The 17,723-nt window shown below is 64.5% G+C and carries 16 protein-coding genes; 10 read left to right on the top strand and 6 right to left on the bottom strand.

What is annotated here, in order from left to right; all coding sequences use genetic code 11:
* Nucleotides 1-17 precede the first annotated feature (17 nt).
* The gene (locus tag CAG33_RS24525; protein ID WP_085583823.1) at nt 18-797 is read left to right on the top strand and encodes a TSUP family transporter; all 780 of its coding nucleotides are present in this window, start codon (nt 18-20) and stop codon (nt 795-797) included.
* Here CAG33_RS24525 and nudC read toward each other — a convergent pair.
* The 3 genes from nudC to CAG33_RS24540 all read right to left on the bottom strand — a co-directional run bounded on the left by nudC (nt 765) and on the right by CAG33_RS24540 (nt 3,408).
* Nucleotides 765-1,595 (bottom strand): NAD(+) diphosphatase, encoded by an 831-nt coding sequence (gene nudC / locus CAG33_RS24530; RefSeq protein ID WP_085634133.1) that lies wholly within the window; start codon nt 1,593-1,595, stop codon nt 765-767. The genes CAG33_RS24525 and nudC overlap by 33 nt on opposite strands.
* 6 nt (nt 1,596-1,601) lie before the next feature.
* Nucleotides 1,602-2,414, bottom strand: coding sequence for a crotonase/enoyl-CoA hydratase family protein (locus tag CAG33_RS24535; protein WP_085640860.1), 813 nt, complete (start codon nt 2,412-2,414; stop codon nt 1,602-1,604).
* A gap of 220 nt (nt 2,415-2,634) precedes the next feature.
* Nucleotides 2,635-3,408, bottom strand: a complete 774-nt coding sequence (locus CAG33_RS24540) for a class I SAM-dependent methyltransferase (protein WP_085640862.1) — start codon at nt 3,406-3,408, stop codon at nt 2,635-2,637.
* 143 nt (nt 3,409-3,551) lie between these two features.
* Here CAG33_RS24540 and CAG33_RS24545 point away from each other — a divergent pair, with 143 nt between their 5' ends.
* The 4 genes from CAG33_RS24545 (at nt 3,552) to pncA (ending at nt 6,067) form a co-directional block, all read left to right on the top strand.
* Entirely contained in the window at nt 3,552-4,085 is a 534-nt protein-coding gene (locus tag CAG33_RS24545; RefSeq protein ID WP_085583831.1) for a tetratricopeptide repeat protein, read from the top strand.
* A 62-nt stretch (nt 4,086-4,147) separates the two neighbouring features.
* The gene (locus CAG33_RS24550; RefSeq protein ID WP_085583833.1) at nt 4,148-4,633 is read left to right on the top strand and encodes a sigma-70 family RNA polymerase sigma factor; all 486 of its coding nucleotides are present in this window, start codon (nt 4,148-4,150) and stop codon (nt 4,631-4,633) included.
* Nucleotides 4,630-5,388 carry an anti-sigma factor gene (locus CAG33_RS24555; protein WP_085583835.1) on the top strand — a complete coding sequence of 253 codons (759 nt, stop codon included), beginning with the start codon at nt 4,630-4,632 and terminating at the stop codon, nt 5,386-5,388. The genes CAG33_RS24550 and CAG33_RS24555 overlap by 4 nt, the downstream gene beginning before the upstream one ends.
* Before the next feature lie 52 nt (nt 5,389-5,440).
* Complete coding sequence (gene pncA, locus CAG33_RS24560) at nt 5,441-6,067, top strand: bifunctional nicotinamidase/pyrazinamidase (RefSeq protein WP_085633713.1); 627 nt, start codon at nt 5,441-5,443, stop codon at nt 6,065-6,067.
* 221 nt (nt 6,068-6,288) lie between these two features.
* Here pncA and CAG33_RS24565 read toward each other — a convergent pair whose 3' ends face one another.
* Together CAG33_RS24565 and CAG33_RS24570 are read right to left on the bottom strand one after the other, a co-directional pair.
* Complete coding sequence (locus tag CAG33_RS24565; protein WP_085583839.1) at nt 6,289-7,590, bottom strand: ATP-binding protein; 1,302 nt, start codon at nt 7,588-7,590, stop codon at nt 6,289-6,291.
* Nucleotides 7,591-7,594: 4 nt separating this feature from the next.
* The gene (locus tag CAG33_RS24570; RefSeq protein WP_085583841.1) at nt 7,595-8,296 is read right to left on the bottom strand and encodes a response regulator transcription factor; all 702 of its coding nucleotides are present in this window, start codon (nt 8,294-8,296) and stop codon (nt 7,595-7,597) included.
* 259 nt (nt 8,297-8,555) lie between these two features.
* Between CAG33_RS24570 and CAG33_RS24575 the strand changes: the two genes are divergently transcribed.
* From CAG33_RS24575 to CAG33_RS24595, 5 genes are all read left to right on the top strand, one after another.
* The gene (locus CAG33_RS24575; RefSeq protein WP_085583843.1) at nt 8,556-9,713 is read left to right on the top strand and encodes an efflux RND transporter periplasmic adaptor subunit; all 1,158 of its coding nucleotides are present in this window, start codon (nt 8,556-8,558) and stop codon (nt 9,711-9,713) included.
* A 15-nt stretch (nt 9,714-9,728) separates the two neighbouring features.
* A complete protein-coding gene (locus CAG33_RS24580; protein WP_085640864.1) occupies nt 9,729-12,824 on the top strand; it encodes an efflux RND transporter permease subunit in 3,096 nt (1,031 codons plus the stop codon).
* 330 nt (nt 12,825-13,154) lie between these two features.
* On the top strand, nt 13,155-13,577 hold the full coding sequence (locus CAG33_RS24585) for a hypothetical protein (protein WP_085583847.1): 423 nt from the start codon (nt 13,155-13,157) through the stop codon (nt 13,575-13,577).
* A 274-nt stretch (nt 13,578-13,851) separates the two neighbouring features.
* Nucleotides 13,852-14,493: a DUF1345 domain-containing protein gene (locus CAG33_RS24590; RefSeq protein ID WP_085583849.1), complete on the top strand. Its 642-nt coding sequence runs from the start codon at nt 13,852-13,854 to the stop codon at nt 14,491-14,493.
* 276 nt (nt 14,494-14,769) lie between these two features.
* The gene (locus CAG33_RS24595) at nt 14,770-15,219 is read left to right on the top strand and encodes a hypothetical protein (protein WP_085640866.1); all 450 of its coding nucleotides are present in this window, start codon (nt 14,770-14,772) and stop codon (nt 15,217-15,219) included.
* A gap of 75 nt (nt 15,220-15,294) precedes the next feature.
* Here the strand turns inward: CAG33_RS24595 and CAG33_RS24600 are convergent, their stop codons facing one another.
* Nucleotides 15,295-17,622 carry an autotransporter outer membrane beta-barrel domain-containing protein gene (locus CAG33_RS24600; RefSeq protein ID WP_085640868.1) on the bottom strand — a complete coding sequence of 776 codons (2,328 nt, stop codon included), beginning with the start codon at nt 17,620-17,622 and terminating at the stop codon, nt 15,295-15,297.
* Between the last annotated feature and the right edge of the window lie 101 nt (nt 17,623-17,723).

A 17,723-nucleotide genomic window follows, 5' to 3' on the forward strand; every position in this document is an offset into this window, starting at 1 on the left:
CCGAATAAGCCGATTCCATGCCCTTCGATCTCAGCGTTGACCTCACCACCCTGGCCATCCTGGCCCTCGTCGCGTTCATTGCCGGTTTCATCGACGCCATCGCCGGCGGCGGCGGCCTGTTGACCACCCCGGCCCTGCTCACCGCCGGCCTGCCGCCGCACCTGGTGCTGGGCACCAACAAGCTGAGCTCGACCTTCGGCTCGGCCACCGCCAGCTTCACCTTCTACCGGCGCAAGCTGTTCCACCCAAGGCAATGGATGCACGCGATCGTCGGCACCCTGGTCGGCGCACTGACCGGCGCCATCGTCGCCCACTACCTGCCGGCGGAGTGGCTGAACAAAATGCTGCCGGTGATCGTGTTCGCCTGCGGCCTGTACCTGCTGTTCGGCGGCACGCCGAAGGCGCCGCTGGACAGCGACGCGCCGATCAAGAAGACCTGGCAAGGCCCGCAAGGCTTCAGCCTGGGCTTTTACGACGGCGTGGCCGGCCCCGGCACCGGCGCGTTCTGGACGGTCAGCAGCCTGCTGCTCTACCCCATCGACCTGGTCAAGGCCAGCGGTGTGGCGCGCAGCATGAACTTCGTCAGCAACGTCGCGGCGCTGGCGGTGTTCGTGTTCTCGGGGCAGGTGGACTGGATCATCGGCCTGTGCATGGGCCTGTCGGTGATGGTCGGCGCGTTCTTCGGGGCGCGCACCGCGATCAGCGGCGGCGCCAAGTTCATCCGTCCGGTGTTCATCACCGTGGTGCTGGGGCTGACCGTACGGCTAGCCTGGCAGCACTGGTTCAGCGTGGCCTAAGCGGCGGGCCACGTAGACGTCGATCAGGTAACGTGCAATCGATTTCGACGCCGGCAACGGCGGCAGATCGTGCACGTTGAACCACTGGGCGTCTTCGATTTCGTCTTCCTGGCAGACAATCTCCCCGCCGGCATATTCGGCATGAAAGCCCAGCATCATCGAATGCGGGAACGGCCAGCACTGGCTGCCCATGTACTGAATGTTCTTCACTTCGATGCTGACTTCCTCACGCACTTCGCGAATCAGGCAATCCTCGGCCGACTCCCCCGGCTCGGCGAACCCGGCCAGCGTGCTGTAGACCCCGGTGACGAAACGCGGCGAGCGCGCCAGCAGCACTTCATCGCCCCGGGTCACCAGCACGATCATGCTCGGCGAAATGCGCGGATAGCTGCGCAGGTCGCACGGCTGGCAGTACATCGCCCGCTCCCGCGGCACCTGGGTCATGGCCTGACCGCAGTTGCCGCAGAACCGGTGTTCGCGGGCCCAGGTGCCGATCTGCGCCGCATAGCCCAGCACCTTGTAGACGGTGTGGTCACCGTCGAGCATGAACGCGCGCAAGCCCTTCCAGCCGCAGCCCGGCACCTCGCTGTGGCTGCGCAGTTCCAGCAGGTACACCGGCTCGCCGTCGAGGTGGCCGATGCCGTGTTCGGCGAGGATCGCCAGGTCCTGGCGCTTGAGCCATTCCCGGGGGAACAGCGCGCCGTTGTCGTCGAACAGAAAGCCCTCGGGGCTGCGCGCCACGGCCCAGCCGCCGGGTTGGTCGGTGTCCAGTACTGCAGTGGTCCAGCGAGATGTCATGGTTTCTCAATCCAGAAATTCGGGTTTCTGTTTGCTCATGTGGGCGGCCATGGCCACGCGCAAGTCGGTGGATTGCAGCATGGCGGCGTTCCAGGTGGCAACGTACTCGAGGCCGTCGTCGATGCCATGGTCGCGCATGTAGCTGATCATGGCCTTGGTGCCGGCGACCGCGATCGGCGACTTGGCGGCGATCTCCCGGGCGATGTCCAACACGCCTTCGATCAGGCTGTCCTTGTCGCCGTAGACGCGGTTGACCAGGCCGATGCTGCGCGCCTCCTCGGCGCCGAAGGTACGGCCGGTGTAGGCCAGCTCACGCAGCATGCCGTCGCCGACGATCCGTGGCAACCGTTGCAGGGTGCCGACGTCGGCGGCCATGCCGATGTCGATTTCCTTGATCGAGAATTGCGCGTCCTCGGCGGCGTAACGCATGTCGCACGCGGCGATCAGGTCGATGGCCCCGCCCAGGCAATAGCCCTGGATCGCCGCCAGCACCGGTTTGCGGCAATTGTCCACGGCATTGAACGAGGCTTGCAGGGTGAGGATCTTGCGCCGCAGCACGCGCGCGTTGCGGCCGACGTCCTTGCCCAGTTCGTTGGCCACGCCGGCCAGCATCATCAGGTCGATGCCGGAGGAAAAATGCTTGCCGGCACCGCTGAGCACCACCGCCCGCACTGCGTCGGTGTCGTCGATCCACTGGAACACCTCGACGATCTCGCTCCAGAACGCAGCGTTCATCGAGTTGATCTTCTCCGGACGGTTGATCTGCACATGGGCGACGTTGTCGGCCAGTTCGACGCTGAAGGCGGTGTATTGGGTCATGGCAGAAATCCTTTACCGGGCATTGAATGAGGCCCGCACTATAACAAGGCACCTTGACCCGCAGTAAGGCAGCGGTTCGGCCAAAAGCGGGACTGACCCGGCCTCGCCCCGAACCCTGTGGGAGCCAGCCTGCTGGCGATAAGGTCGGTGAGCGCGCCACAGGGTTGCGCCCTGTGGAGGCTGGGCTGACGCCATCGCCGGCAGGCTGGCCCCTACAGGTTCAGCTGCCCTTCACCGCCACAAACGCCGCCGTCTCATAAGGCACCGTCACCACATCCCGGCCCCGCAGCTCGGGCTCGGAGAGGATCAGCGCGCGGATCCGCTCATCGACCTTCGCCCGCTGCGCCGCCGGCAGCGCGGCGATGAAACTGGTGGAGCGCACCCGGTTGAAGATCACGTCCTCCGGCGAGCCGGTATGGCCATGGTGAAACCGCTGCACCTGCAACGGCCCGAACGCCGGATGCGGAAACGCCTGGCGCCAGGCGCCGGTGTAGTAGCGCGGGGTGTCGCCCTCCAGCGCGTTGACGATGGCGTCGAGCTTCGGCACCCAGCTCACTTGCGTGTCGCGCAGGTTCCAGATCAGACCGAGCCGCCCCCCGGGCTTGAGCACCCGGGCGATTTCGTCCAGCGCCTCGGCGGTGGCGAACCAGTGGAACGCCTGGGCGCAGACCACCGCGTCCACCGAGGCGTCCGGCAACGGCAGGTCGGTCGCCGTGCCGCTGACCGCCAAGGCCTTGGGCCAGGTGACGGCGAGCCGGTCGAGCATCTGCGCCACCGGTTCCACAGCGATCACCTGGGCACCGGTCGCCAGCAGCCGGCCGGTGAACTTGCCGGTGCCGGCGCCGAGGTCGATCACCGTCTTGTGGCCGTCGAGCCCGAGCGTGTCGCTCAGCCAGTCCCCCACTTGGGGCGGGTAGTCCGGACGGCCTTTGACGTATAGGTCGGCGGCGCTCTTGTAGCCGGCGGTGGCTGAGTGATGGACCTGATCTTTCATGGCGCACTCCAAAAAGACGACGGACGCCGACGAGCATAGCGTCCGGAATTGGGCTTACCTTGAACGAACCCTGACAAAGCGATGAATAAAAATTCACCCTGGGGTGTTCAAAGTGAAACGTGACCCACAGTGGAGCCTTGCCCATGACTATCCGTTCCGTTATGTTCGCCGCCCCGTTGCTGATGGCCGCCGTTCTGGCCAGCCCCCTGGCCCTCGCCCATGGCGATGAGGACGAGCCGGTCAAGGCACCGAACTGCCCCAAAGGCCAGGTGTACGACAGCAAGTCGCAGAAGTGCGTCATGCAGACCAGCCACCTGCTGCCGGACGCCGACCGCACCGACTACGCCTACCGGCTGGCCAAGGCCGGCCGCTATGAAGAGGCCCTGGCGCTGCTCGACACCCTGCGGCAGCCGAACACCGCCAAGGCCCTGAATTACCGCGGCTACGCCACCCGCAAACTGGGGCGCACCGACGAAGGCATCGGCTATTACCTGCAATCGGTGAAGCTGGATCCGCAGTACGCGCAAGTGCGCGAGTACCTGGGCGAAGCCTACGTGGTGAAGGGCCGCATCGACCTGGCGCAGGAACAGCTGCAACAGATCAAGGCGATCTGCGGCACGGCCTGCGAGGAGTACCGCGACCTGGCCGAAGCCATCAACGATTCATCGAAAACCTGACACGACACGCGGAGGCGATCATTTTCAGCGAACAGGCATTCAGAGCCGAACTGGGGCAACACCTGGCGCGCTTGTGGCGCTACGGCCTGCTGCTGTCGCGCAACCGCCACGTGGCCGAGGATCTGGTGCAGGCCACCTGCGTGCGCGCCCTGGAGCGTTCCGGCCAATACGTGGCCGGCACGCGCATGGACCGCTGGCTGCTGAGCATCCTGCATTCGATCTGGCTCAATGAAGTGCGCGCCCGCCGGGTGCGCCAGGGCCAGGGCACCTGCGACGCCGACGGCCAACTGGCGTTCGACGGCGAATACGCCGCCCAGACCCACGTGATGGCCGCGCAGGTGATCCGCCGGGTCGATGCGCTGCCCGAGACCCAACGCGAAACCGTCTACCTGGCCTATGTCGAAGGGCTGTCCTACCGCGAAGTCGCCGAGATCCTGCAGGTGCCCATCGGCACGGTCATGAGCCGCCTGGCCACCGCACGCCTGAAACTGGCCGAATACCCGCCGCTGCAAGCGGTGCCGAACACCCCCGCAGGAGACCGCCAATGAACACGCCTTCAGACGAGCAACTGGTGGCGTACCTGGACGACGAGATCGACCGAGAACAACGCGACCTGCTGGACACTGCCATCACCGACGACCCGCTGCTGAGCCTGCGCGTGCAATGGCTGGCCCGCAGCAACCTGCCGTTCCGGGACGCCTACGACGAACTGGCCCGGCAGGCGCCGCTGGATCGCCTGCAAGCCCGGCTGGACGCCGCCCCCTCCCCGGCCCGCCCCGGCATCAGCCGGCGCTGGTTCATCGGTGCCGCCGCGGCCGCCCTCGCGCTGGGCGGCGTGGCGGCCGACCGCCTGTTCCTCGGCTGGCAGGCGCGGCAGCCGCACAACTGGCGGGCGATGGTCGGCGACTACATGGCGCTGTACGTGCCGCAGACCCTCGAACATCTGCCCACCGACGAAGCCTCCCAACGCGCCCAGTTGCGCACCGTCGACGCGCGGCTGGGCCTGAACCTGACCGCCGCGCAGCTGAAACTGCCCGGCGCCGAGCTCAAGCGCGCGCAACTGCTGGAATACGACGGCATGCCCATCGCCCAGCTGACCTGGCTGGACGCCGCCCATGGCCCGCTGGCGCTGTGCGTCATCCGTTCCAACAGCGGCAGCCGGCCCTTGGCCCACGAGCGGCGCCACACCCTGAACGTGGTGTACTGGACGGAGCGCGAACACGCGTGGATGCTGATCGGCCACAATCCGCCCGCCGATCTGGAGGCGCTGGCGAAAATGTTTAAGGACCGGCTCGGCGCCTGACCGAAGCGGCCGCTATGCTGGGTAAGTGATTATCCAGGGAGGAACACTGTTTATGCCGATCTCACCACGCTCTGCATTGCTGGTCATCGACGTCCAGAACGACTTCGTTCCCGGCGGCCGGCTGCCGGTACCCGAAGGCGACCTGATCGTCCCGCTGGTCAACCGTCTCGGCGCCCGCTTCAAGCAAGTCATCGCCGCCCAGGACTGGCACCCGGCCGGCCACGCGTCGTTTGCCTCAAGCCATCCCGGCCACGGGCCTTACGATGTGGTCCACTTGCCGTACGGCGAGCAGACCCTCTGGCCGGACCATTGCGTGCAGGGCTCGCCGGGGGCCGAGTTTCACCCGGGGCTGGACCTGCCCCACACGCAGTTGATCATCCGCAAGGGCTGCAATCCCGACATCGACAGCTATTCGGCGTTTCTGGAGGCGGACCGGGCCACGGTCACGGGCCTGGCCGGTTACCTGAAGGAGCGCGGCGTCGACACCGTTTACGTGGTCGGGCTGGCCCTGGACTTCTGCGTGATGTTCACCGCGCTGGATGCGCGGGCGGCCGGCTTCAATGCCTTCGTGGTGATGGACGCCTGCCGGGCCATCGACCACAACGGCTCGCTGGCCGCAGCGGTCGAACGGATGCAGGTGGCGGGCGTCGGCCTGATCCAGTCCAAAGACCTTCTCTGACTGGCTTCGCGGGCAAGCCCGCTCCCACAGTGGATCTAAGCCTTGCACATACTCTGTGGGAGCCAGCCTGCTGGCGATGGCGGCCTGCCTGAAACATTGGATCTACGCCGTGCGCCTACCCTGTGGGAACCACTGTCTTGCGCCGGGCCTGTGGTGTCCGGACTGACGCTATCGCCAGCAGGCTGGCTCCCACAGGGGGATCCTCGGCCCAGGCACCGCCATCAGGCCGGGGTCGGCAGGCACAGCCGGAACCGCGCCCCGCCCAGCGGAGAACTCTCCACGGTCAGCGTGCCGCCCTGGGCCTCCAGAGCCCGGCGGCTGATCGCCAGCCCCAGGCCAAAGCCGCCGGTGGCCCGATCGCGACTGCGGTCGAGCCGGTAGAACGGCTCGAAGATCCGCTCGCGCTCGTCGTCCGGAATGCCGATGCCGTCATCGTCCACCCAGATCTCGCAACCCTTGGGGCACACCTGCACGCCGACCTGGATGCGCTTCTCGCAGTAGCGCATGGCGTTGCGCAGCAGGTTCTGCAAGGCCCTGGCGGTGAGGCGCGGATCCAGCGTGAAGCGCTCAAGCTGACCGTGCAGCAGCACGTCGATGACGACCTCCGAGGACTCCTGCTCGTCATCGACGCTGCCCAGGATGCTGTCGATGAACTCGTCCAGCGACACCTCGACCTGCTCCGGCAGCTTCGCCGGATTCTGCAGGCGGCTGTAGGACAACAGCTCCAGTACCAGGTCATCCAGCTCGCGGATGTGCGCAACCAGCCCTTGCAGGCGCTCGCGGCTGGCCGCCGGCAAGTCGTCGGACAGCGCCAGCGCCAGGCCGAAGTCCAGGCGGGTCAGCGGCGTGCGCAATTCATGGGAGACCGCGTTGAGCAGGTCGCGCTGCTGGTTGAGCAGGCTTTCGATATCGCTGGCCATGGTGTCGAACACGTAGGCCAGGCTGCCGATGTTCGAGCTTTGGGCGATCTGCGTGCGCTCGCTCAGATGGCCCTTGCCGAACCGTTCGGCGGTACGCTTGAGGCGCTCCAGGTCGCGCCAGTGCGGGCGCAGCCACAGCAGCAGGCACGCCAGCATCGTCGCGCCGATCAGCACGTTGATGCTCCAGTACAGCAGGTTGACGTCCATCGGATCCGGCGGCACCACCATTCGCACCGCCATCTCGTCGTTGAGCGGCGTCACCGCCAGGGTGCGCCAGCCCCAATCGCCGATGCGCACCACGTTTTCGCCCTTGAGCAGACGCTCGCGCTCAGGCGCGGTGAAATCGGCGTCATCGATGCGCGCCAGCACGATGTGCAGCGGCTGGAAGTCCTTGTCCATCGAGGCCGCGACCTCCGGCCAGCGCTCCGGCGGCGCAGCGCGGAACTGCTTGGTGATCAGCGACTGCAAGCCCCGCGAGAATTCCAGGTTGTAGGTGATGAAACGATCACGGAAGACCATCACCACCAGGTCCGGCATCAGATAGGTCGCGGCGCTGAACGAGACGATCGTCACCAGATAGAGGCGGAACAGGATTCTGAACATCGGCTCAGCATTCCCACTCGGAACGGCTGAACAGGTAGCCCTTGCCCCACACCGTCTTGATCTTGCGCGCCTCGCCGGCGTGGTCGTCGAACTTGCGCCGCAGCTTGGAGATGGCCACGTCCACCGAACGGTCGGTGCCGTTGAACTCGATGCCGCGCAGGCGCTGCAGGATCTGGTCGCGGCTCAGCACTTCGCCGGCGTGGCGGGCCAGCACTACCAGCAGGTTGTATTCGCCGCTGGACAGCTCCACCGCCTGCCCGCGCCAGGTCACGGTGCGCTCCGACAGGTCGATGCACAGGTTGCCCATGACGATCCGGTCGTTGACCGTCAACGGCTCGCCCAGGCTGCTGCGACGCAGTAAAGTGCGCACCCGGGCCAACAGCACCCGGGGCTCGCAGGGTTTGGTGACGTAGTCGTCGGCGCCCATCTCCAGGCCCAGCACCTGATCGTGGCTGTCGTCGCGGGCCGTGAGCATCAGGATCGGCAGCGTCGCCGAGTCGGCGCGCAGCAGGCGGCACACCTGCAGGCCGTCGAGGCCCGGCAGCATCAGGTCGAGGATCACCAGGTCCGGCGGGCTGAGCCGCGCCCGCTCGCGCACATGGTCGCCGCGGCCGATCACGCTGACGGAATAACCGTTGCGCTCCAGGTAGCTGGCAATCAGTTCGGCGAGGGCGGTGTCGTCTTCGACCAGGAGGATGTTGGGCATGGGGTGTTCCAGAAAGTGCTGGCGACCGGACAACCGCCATCGCGAGCAGGCTCGCTCCCACAGGTTTTGTTCGTTGTAGGAGCGAGCCGGCTCGCGATGGCGGCCTGACTGTCACAAAAGAATTCAAGGCATAAAGGATATACGCCCTCACCCGTCCCTGACTAAAACCCTTACACAATTTCACACAGCGCCTACAAAGCTTCACCGCTGCCGGCGGTCGCTACCCGTAGGATTCGCCCATCAACATTGGGGGTAGTACATGTCGAAGAAACTGCTGGCCGGGCTCGGCCTGATCGCAACGGCGCTGGCGCTCGGCGCCTGTGGTGCGTCCTCGGACAGCGAAGAGCAGGCGCCGCCGGCCACGGTGCGGATCGAGACCCTCAAGGCCCATCCCCTATCGCTGAGCAGTGAGCTGAGCGGACGCATCGCCGCGCCGCGCATCGCCGAAGTGCGGGCGCGGGTGGCCGGCGTGGTGCTGCAGCGCACCTTCCGCGAAGGCAGCGACGTGAAAAAGGGCGACGTGCTGTTCCGCATCGACCCGGCCCCGTTCAAGGCTGACCTGGACAGTGCCGAAGCCGCGCTGCGCAAGGCCGAGGCCAATGCGTTCCAGGCTTCGCTGCAAGAGCAGCGCTACGCCCAGTTGATAGGCGACAAGGCCATCAGCGCCCAGGACTACGACAACGCCCGGGCCAACGCACGGCAGACCGCCGCCGAGGTCGCCGCCAACAAGGCGGCCGTCGAACGGGCGAAGCTGAATCTGGGTTACGCCACCGTCACCGCGCCGATCTCCGGACGCATCGGCCGGGCGCTGGTGACCGAAGGCGCGCTGGTCGGCCAGAACGAAACCACGCCGCTGGCACTGATCCAGCAGCTCAACCCGATCCACGCCGACGTCACCCAGTCGACCCGCGAGCTCAACGAACTGCGCCGCGCCTTCCGCTCCGGCCAGTTGCAGCAGGTCGGCCAGGATCAGGTCAAGGCCACGCTGATCCAGGACGACGGCAGCCTCTACCCGTTGCCGGGCAAGCTGCTGTTCGCCGACATCACCGTCGATCCGGGCACCGGCCAGATCATCCTGCGCAGCGAGTTCCCCAACCCGGACCTGGATCTGTTGCCCGGCAGTTTCGTGCGCGTACGCCTGGAGCAGGCGGTCATCCGCGAAGGCCTCACCGTGCCGCAACGGGCCGTGCAACGCGACAGCGCCGGCATCGCCCAGGTGCTGACCCTCGACGACCACCTGCGCGTGGCACAGCAGCCGGTGCAGCTCGGCGCGGTGCAGAACGACCGCTGGATCGTCACCGGCGGCCTCAAGCCGGGCGACCGCATCATCGTCGAAGGCTTGCAGCACGCCCGTCCCGGCGAAACCGTGCAGATCGACGACACCCCTCTTCCACTCGCCCAGACCTCCGGGCAGTAAGCAGGACACCTCTTTATGCCGCAGTTCTTTATCGACCGCCCGGTGTTCGCCTGGGTGGTCGCCCTGTTCATCCTGCTGGCCGGCGCGCTGTCGATTCCGCAGTTGCCGGTGGCCCAGTACCCGGACGTCGCGCCGCCGCAGATCGAAATCTACGCCGTGTACCCCGGCGCCTCGGCGCAGACCGTCGACGAAAGCGTGGTCAGCCTGATCGAGGAAGAGCTCAACGGCGCCGACCATCTGCTGTACTTCGAGTCGCAAAGCAGCCTGGGCAGCGCCACCATCAAGGCCACGTTCCAGCCGGGCACCAACCCGGAGCTGGCCCAGGTGGACGTGCAGAACCGCCTCAAGGCCGTGGAGTCGCGCCTGCCGCAAGCGGTCAACCAACAAGGCTTGCAGGTCGAGAAGGTGTCGGCAGGCTTCCTGCTGCTGATCACCCTCACCTCCAGCGACGGCAAGCTCGACGACGTGGCGCTCAGCGATTACCTGGCGCGCAACGTGATGAACGAGATCAAGCGCCTGGACGGCGTCGGCAAGGCCCAGCTGTACGGCGCCGAGCGGGCGATGCGGATCTGGATCGACCCGCAGAAGCTGATCGGCTTCAACCTGACCCCGGCCGACGTCAATGCCGCCATCGCCGCGCAGAACGCGCAGGTGTCCGCCGGCAGCATCGGCGACCTGCCCGCGCCGAAGGCCCAGGAGATCACCGCCACCGTGTTGGTCAAAGGCCAGTTGTCGACCCCGGAAGAGTTCGCCGACATCGTGCTCAAGGCCAACCCCGACGGCTCCACCGTGCGCATCGGCGATGTGGCGCGGGTGGAGGTCGGCAGCCAGGAATACCAGTTCGGCACCCGCCTCAACGGCAAGCCGTCCACCGCCGTGGGCGTGCAGCTGTCGCCGGGGGCCAATGCCCTGAACACCGCCACCCTGATCCGGGCGAAGATGGACGAACTGTCGCGCTACTTCCCGACGGGCGTCGCGTACAAGATTCCGTATGACACCTCGCCGTTCGTGAAGGTCTCGATCACCAAAGTGGTCTACACCCTCGGCGAAGCCATGCTGCTGGTGTTCGCGGTGATGTTCCTGTTCCTGCAGAACGTGCGCTACACGCTGATCCCGACCCTGGTGGTGCCGGTCGCCCTGATGGGCACCTTCGCCACGATGCTGGCGCTGGGGTACTCGATCAACGTGCTGACCATGTTCGGCATGGTGCTGGCCATCGGCATCCTGGTGGACGACGCCATCGTGGTGGTCGAGAACGTCGAGCGGATCATGGCCGCCGAGGGCCTGTCGCCCAAGGAAGCCACCCGCAAGGCGATGGGGCAGATCACCGGCGCGATCATCGGCATCACCCTGGTGCTGGTGGCGGTGTTCATTCCGATGGCGTTCATGCACGGCTCGGTGGGCGTGATCTACCGCCAGTTCTCGCTGTCGATGGCCACCTCGATCCTGTTCTCGGCGTTCCTCGCCCTGACCCTGACGCCCGCGCTGTGCGCCACGCTGCTCAAGCCGATCGCCAAGGCCGAACACCATGAGAAGGCCGGGTTCTTCGGCTGGTTCAACCGCCGCTTCGAACGGCTGACGGCGCGCTATCAGGGCTGGGTGGGGTACGCCCTCAAGCGCAGCGGGCGCTACCTGCTGATCTACGTTGTGCTGCTGATCGGCCTGGGCGTCCTTTTCGTGCGGCTGCCCTCTTCGTTCCTGCCGACGGAAGACCAGGGCTACACCATCACCGACATCCAGCTGCCGCCGGGCGCGACCCAGAACCGCACGGTGCAGGTGGCCGAACAGCTTGAGGCGCACAATGCCGGCGAGCCGGGCATCAGCGACAGCGTGGTGATCCTGGGCTTCAGCTTCTCCGGCAGCGGGCAGAACGCCGCGTTGGCCTTCTCCACGCTCAAGGACTGGTCCGAGCGCGGCAGCGACGACTCGGCCGCCTCCATCGCCGACCGCGCCAACGCCGCGCTGAGCCAGGTCAAGGACGCCGTGGCCTTCGCCGTGCTGCCGCCGCCGGTGGACGGCCTCGGCACCTCCAGCGGCTTCGAGTTCCGCCTGCAGGACCGCGGCGGCCTCGGCCACGCCGCGCTGATGGCGGCGCGCACCGAACTGCTCGCCGCCGCCGAGAAGAGCCCGGTGCTGATGAACGTGCGCGAGAGCGCCCTGGCCGAAGCGCCGCAGGTGCAGCTGGAGGTCGACCGCCGGCAGGCCAACGCGCTGGGCGTGTCGTTCGCCGACATCAGCAACGTGCTGGCCAGCGCCGTGGGCTCGACCTACGTCAACGACTTCCCCAACCAGGGCCGCATGCAGCGGGTGGTGGTGCAGGCCGAAGGCGACCGGCGCAGCCAGGTCGACGACCTGCTGAAGATGCACGTGCGCAACGACGCCGGGAAAATGGTGCCGCTGTCGGCGTTCGTCCAGGCCAAGTGGACGCAAGGCCCGACCCAGCTGACCCGCTACAACGGCTACCCGGCCATCGCCATCTCCGGCGAGCCCTCGCCCGGCCACACCACCGGCGAAGCCATGGCCGAGATCGAGCGGCTGGTGGCCCAGGGGCCGAAAGGCCTGGGCCAGGAATGGACGGGGCTGTCGCTGCAGGAACGGTTGTCCGGCAGCCAGGCGCCGATCCTGCTCGGGCTGTCGCTGCTGATCGTGTTCCTGTGCCTGGCGGCGCTGTACGAGAGCTGGTCGATCCCGACCTCGGTGCTGCTGGTGGTGCCGCTGGGCGTGCTCGGCGCGGTGCTGGCGGTGACGTTGCGCGGGATGCCCAACGACGTGTTCTTCAAGGTCGGGCTGATCACCATCATCGGCCTGTCGGCGAAGAACGCGATCCTGATCATCGAGTTCGCCAAGAGCCTGTACGACGACGGCCACGACCTGCTCGACGCGACCCTGCAGGCCGCCCGCATGCGCCTGCGGCCGATCGTGATGACGTCACTGGCGTTCATCCTCGGCGTGGTGCCGCTGGCCATCGCCACGGGCGCCAGCTCCGCGAGCCAGCAAGCCATCGGCACCGGGGTGATCGGCGGGATGATCACGGCGACATTGGCGGTCATCTTCGTGCCGGTGTTCTTTGTGGTGGTGATGAAGCTGGTGCGGCGCTCCAGCCGTCACTGATCCCTGTAGGGCGGACTGGCTCGCGAAAACGGTGTGCCGAGAAAGGTCGGTTGACATGACACCGTCGCGAGCAAAGCCCGCCCTACCAACCCGTGTGTGGCAATGAGCCTGTGGGAGCCTGACTGTCGCTCCCGCAAACAACGCACTGAGGCTTTCGGTCAAAAATGCGGTGGGGCTGCTTGACTCCGTTCAACTGAACAGCAGCATGTATATAGATACACCTGTCAACCCTGACAGTTATCTCAATTTTTTTTCATCCTTAGACTCCGGGCAAGCAGACGACATCCTGTCGGTTGCACTCGCTAGGGCTTAAGCCCTCGGAGAACGCAGATGAAACAAGAAAAACAAAAGATGACGGCGACCATCACTCAAAATGACAAAGAAACACATTTCGTTGCCGACTCTTCCTTCTCCTTAGTGGAGACCCCGCGAGGCTTTGATTTAAGAGCGGTCATGAACCACGGTGGCGACCAGACAGCCCTCTACCTTATGTCAATTCCTCCCAGCATTCCGAAAGATGGCAAGCCTATAAACTTGGGTCTGAGAGAACACCCGCAAGGGAATAACGAAGCCACCGGACGATATTTGGAGTTAACGGCCGAAGGTGTCGTAGATATGATTTCGGCGACGGGATCGGCAATCATTCACTACGACGAAAAGCTTCATAAAATGTGGGGAACATTCCGTTTCAACAACTCCAAAACAAATCCCGGTCTCGTAATCGATCATGGCGATTTCGAAGTGCACAAGTGAAAAGGCACAAACGAGATACACAGCGAAGCAAAAAACAGTCACCTGCGGGTGACTGTTTTTTTACGCAGAGGCGCAGAAGTGTGAAACAGCCGTCCTGATTAAGCGTCTATCCACCACCGCTGCCTGCGGCAGGTGCCTGCCAATGCAATCAATCCTTGCATCGACTCGACGGTCGCTTGGCAAGCCGGTTTCCACGGATCTCCCTGGCAATATGGGTCTTGAGCACAGCCCAAATAAGCTAAGGTGTCAGCAAACCCTGACCCTACGAGCCCCCATGCGCTTTCTCGCCCGCACCCACCCTCGCCTCTCCGCCGCCGCGCTGTTCGGCATCGCTGTCGGCCTGCTCACGCCCAACGCCTCTCTCGTCAGCAAGGTCCTGATCGGCTGGAACGCCGGCGTCTGGACTTACCTTGCGCTGATGCTCTGGCTCACCGCCCGGGCCAAGGCCCCGGACGTCAAACGCATCGCGGAAATGGAAGACGAGAATGCCGGCCTCGTCCTGCTGATGGTGAGCATCGCCGCCCTGGCCAGCCTCGCCACCATCACCTTCGAACTGGTCGGCAGCAAGGACCTGGAAACCACCCGCAAGCTGCTGCACTACGGTTTCACCGCGCTGACGGTGATCGGCTCCTGGCTGCTGATCGGGGTGATCTTCAGCGTGCACTACGCCCGCCTCTATTACACCTGGGACGGTCAGGAACCGGCCCTGCGCTTCGCCGAAGGCCTGACCACGCCCAACTACTGGGACTTCCTGTACTTCTCGTTCACCATCGGCGTCGCGGTGCAGACTTCCGACGTCGGCGTCGCCACCCGCGAGCTGCGCAAGATCGTGCTGGCGCAGTCGTTGATCGGGTTTGTGTTCAATACGGCGATCCTGGGGTTCTCGATCAACATTGCGGCGGGGTTGTTTGGCTGATCTGCACAGGGACCGCCTGTATATAGACACACCTGTCAACTCTGACAGTTACTCAGGTGTTCTCGCTCCATTATGCTGACCCCGCACTCGTGCAACACACAACCCAACTCGCACGAGTGGTGAAAACCGTGTACTGAACACTGAAGGCGGTGCGCCGTGCACATGTCATAAGTGCCAGTACACGAGCACCAACATTGGTTCTTGCATGACTCTATCCATGCCCCGCTGGCCTACCGCAGTGCATGGATCATTCGTTTAACCCTACGGAGATGATTCATGAACAGTTCAGCCCTGAAAGTGACCGACACTGACCCGCTGGAAGTCTTCACTGCGATCCTGGAAGACGGCTCGGAGTTCTCAGCCACGCTCACGGAAATCCAAAGCTCGAACTCACCCGGCCGCGGTGACCTTTGGGTCGTCATCGCCACTGAGTTCAATGGCGATGCCGCCAAAAGCTTCACCATCGTGTTTTCCAAAAGCATCGATCAGGCCATCGGAAAAATTACCGAAAATGACGTTGAGGGTGAAGTCGGTTTGTTCTTCAACGACTACAGCGACCCGGATCACCCGACCTTGCAGAAAGCCAGGTCGGGAAACATCCAATACAGTCTTGATCCGCAAACCCTCCATTTCATCGGCACTTTCAATGCCCATATCGATAAGGCCGACAACAGTGGTCACAGCTTTCTGTCCAAAGGTGAGTTTGATACGGTGCTAGGCCACTGAGCCTGAATAAAAGGCCCCGACTCAGATCGGGGCCTTTTTTTGCGTCAGGTTCAAACGCTGATCCGCGTCATGCCCCTACCATTTGAACTGAACGCCCAACGTGCCGCCGATGGGCATTTCGATGTTGCTTCCATTCATGTAGTCGACTTCCGCATGGGCCTGCCAACGCTCCGACAAATTGACGGCGATGCCGGCTCCCACTTCGGCACGCGAACCGGAAAGGTCATTGTCGAAGGCATTGTTGTTGACTTTGACTTCGTTGTTTCTGGAGAACTCATGCACCAACGCCGCGCGCACGTAGGGCTGAACCTGCGTGCCGTCACTCAACTGCATCTTGCGCCCTGCCGTGGCGCCAGCCTTACCGAGCAATGAACGGGTGCGGTCCCCTTCGGCCCGCAGTCCGTTGTTCAGGTCGAAGTCCCTGCCCTGGATCACCACGGCCGACCACTGGGTGAACGGTTCGATGAAGTAGCCGTCGTCCAGCTTGATGTGCCGCCCCACTTCCACCGATCCGCCCACAGCGCTGTTGTCGTAATCGCCCTTGGCGCGCGTCCCGTCGCTCAGGCCGGCCTTGGCATCGTTGCGGAACCGGTTGACCTTCAACACGCTGTCGACGTAGTAACCGCTCGCTTCATCCAACCAGGTCAGGTAGGTCCCGGCGTAATAGCTTTTGATCGTGCCGCTGCTGCCCGTGTGCAGATTGAGGTCGGATGTGCTGTAGCCGGCCATCACGCCCAACAGCCATTGCCCGTCGGAAAAGTGCAACGGTGCGTCCGCCCCCAACGTGAATCCCTGCTGGGTCTGTCGGTAGCCGTCCCCGAACGCGTCATTGACGTTGTATTTGTTGCCGTAGGCCCTCGCCCATGCCCCGGACTTTTCCTGATTGAAGCGCACTTCCCCCATGCGGCTGCGCAACGACGTCAGCTCGCCGTACCATACCGTCGGCGCGGTGTTGAACAAGGCCATGACGGTGCGGGTCGAGGGGCTGACCGTGCGCCCGGACGGATCCAGGAACCAGTTGTTGCGGCTCTCGTCCGCCTTCAACCCATAGGAAAACGCGCCGAGATCGACTTTGCCGTCGGCATTGGCAAGAGAGAACGCCGCATCCCCGCCTGCGGTGTGAACGACCGTGACGGGCTGGCCGCTGGGAGGTTCGGTGCCGGTGCTGGCGATCAACAGTTGATGGTTGCCTGTCGCAACACCGGTGACATTGAGGACGTCCGATTGAAGGGTCGCAAAATCCACGCTCATTTCAAACAGGCCGTTGCCGGACAAGTTGTTCACGTTCAACTGATGGAACCCGTCGTCCGAACCCAGCTTGACGGTCCCTCCATCGAGGTTCAGGTCACCGACCTTGCTGTCGCCTGTCAGTGCCCAACGGGATTGCCCACCGATGTCTACCTTGGCGACATCGGTCATGACACCCTTGAGTTGCGAGCCCTGCTGCAGCCCGACCGATACGGCGCTTGAGGCGTCTCCTGTCACGTTGCCGGTCAGCGATCCTTGAGTGAGGGTCAGTGCAGCCACACTGCCGTCGCTCACCTGAACATTGCCGACGAGGTCGCTGCGTTCCACGTTGATCGCGGCATCGGCGGCGCCCTTGACCTCCACGGCGATCCCGTTGCCGCCCGTCAATGTGGAGCCGTCAAGCACATCGATGCGTGTGACCGGTGCGGCACGACCGTTGTTGTCGACCAACACCGCAGAACCGCTCTTGCCCTCGACGCTCGCCCCGTCCAACGTCAATTGGCTGGCAGGCAGGCCTGCGCCTTCGAGACCGAGGGTCACGCCGTTCTGGCCACCGACGATTTGCGTTCCGTTGCGGGCCGAGGCACTGCCGCTCAACAGGGACACGCCGGCACTGCCGGCACCGGTGCCTTCCACTCGGGAGCTGGAAAAATCGAGGCTGCTGAACGCTGTGGCGCGCGCACCGCCCGAAGCGCCGGTGATCCGGCTGTCCGTCACGCTGATCGAAGAGCCGCTGGCGGTACTGACATTGCGGGCCGCCTGCAGGCCCAGGCGGTTGCCTGTGACGGTGCTGGCATTGATGGTGCCGGTGCTGTTGATGATTTCCACACCGGCCCGGGCATTCCCGCCGTTGACGGTCGAGTCGCTGAGGTTGACCACTGAACCCTGGCTGACGGAAATCTGCTGGGTTGTCGCACCGGTCGCATTCAGGGTGGAATGCGATGCGTTGATGCCCAGCGTCTGCGCCTGCTCAACGTTCAATGTTGCGCCTTGGGAAAGTGTCCATGCTTCCACAGGTGCGCCGTTGGTGAGGGTCTGACTCCCACCGACCAATGTACCGGCAGAGGAAAGATCGGGGAGCCACAAGAGGGACAGTGATGAAAGACTGATCAGCCTCCTGAGGCCGGACTTCGCATCAATACAAGATGACAACATAAGAAATTCCCTTGAATGGCTCCCGCAGGAGCACGGAGCTGAATTCGCGGGCATAGCTCCCACGCCCAAGACGGCGCGTAAATTACAGTTCCGTAGTAGGA

Origin of the sequence: Pseudomonas sp. B3(2017) (assembly GCF_002113595.1) — a bacterium.
Taxonomy (GTDB): Bacteria; Pseudomonadota; Gammaproteobacteria; order Pseudomonadales; family Pseudomonadaceae; genus Aquipseudomonas; species Aquipseudomonas ekonensis.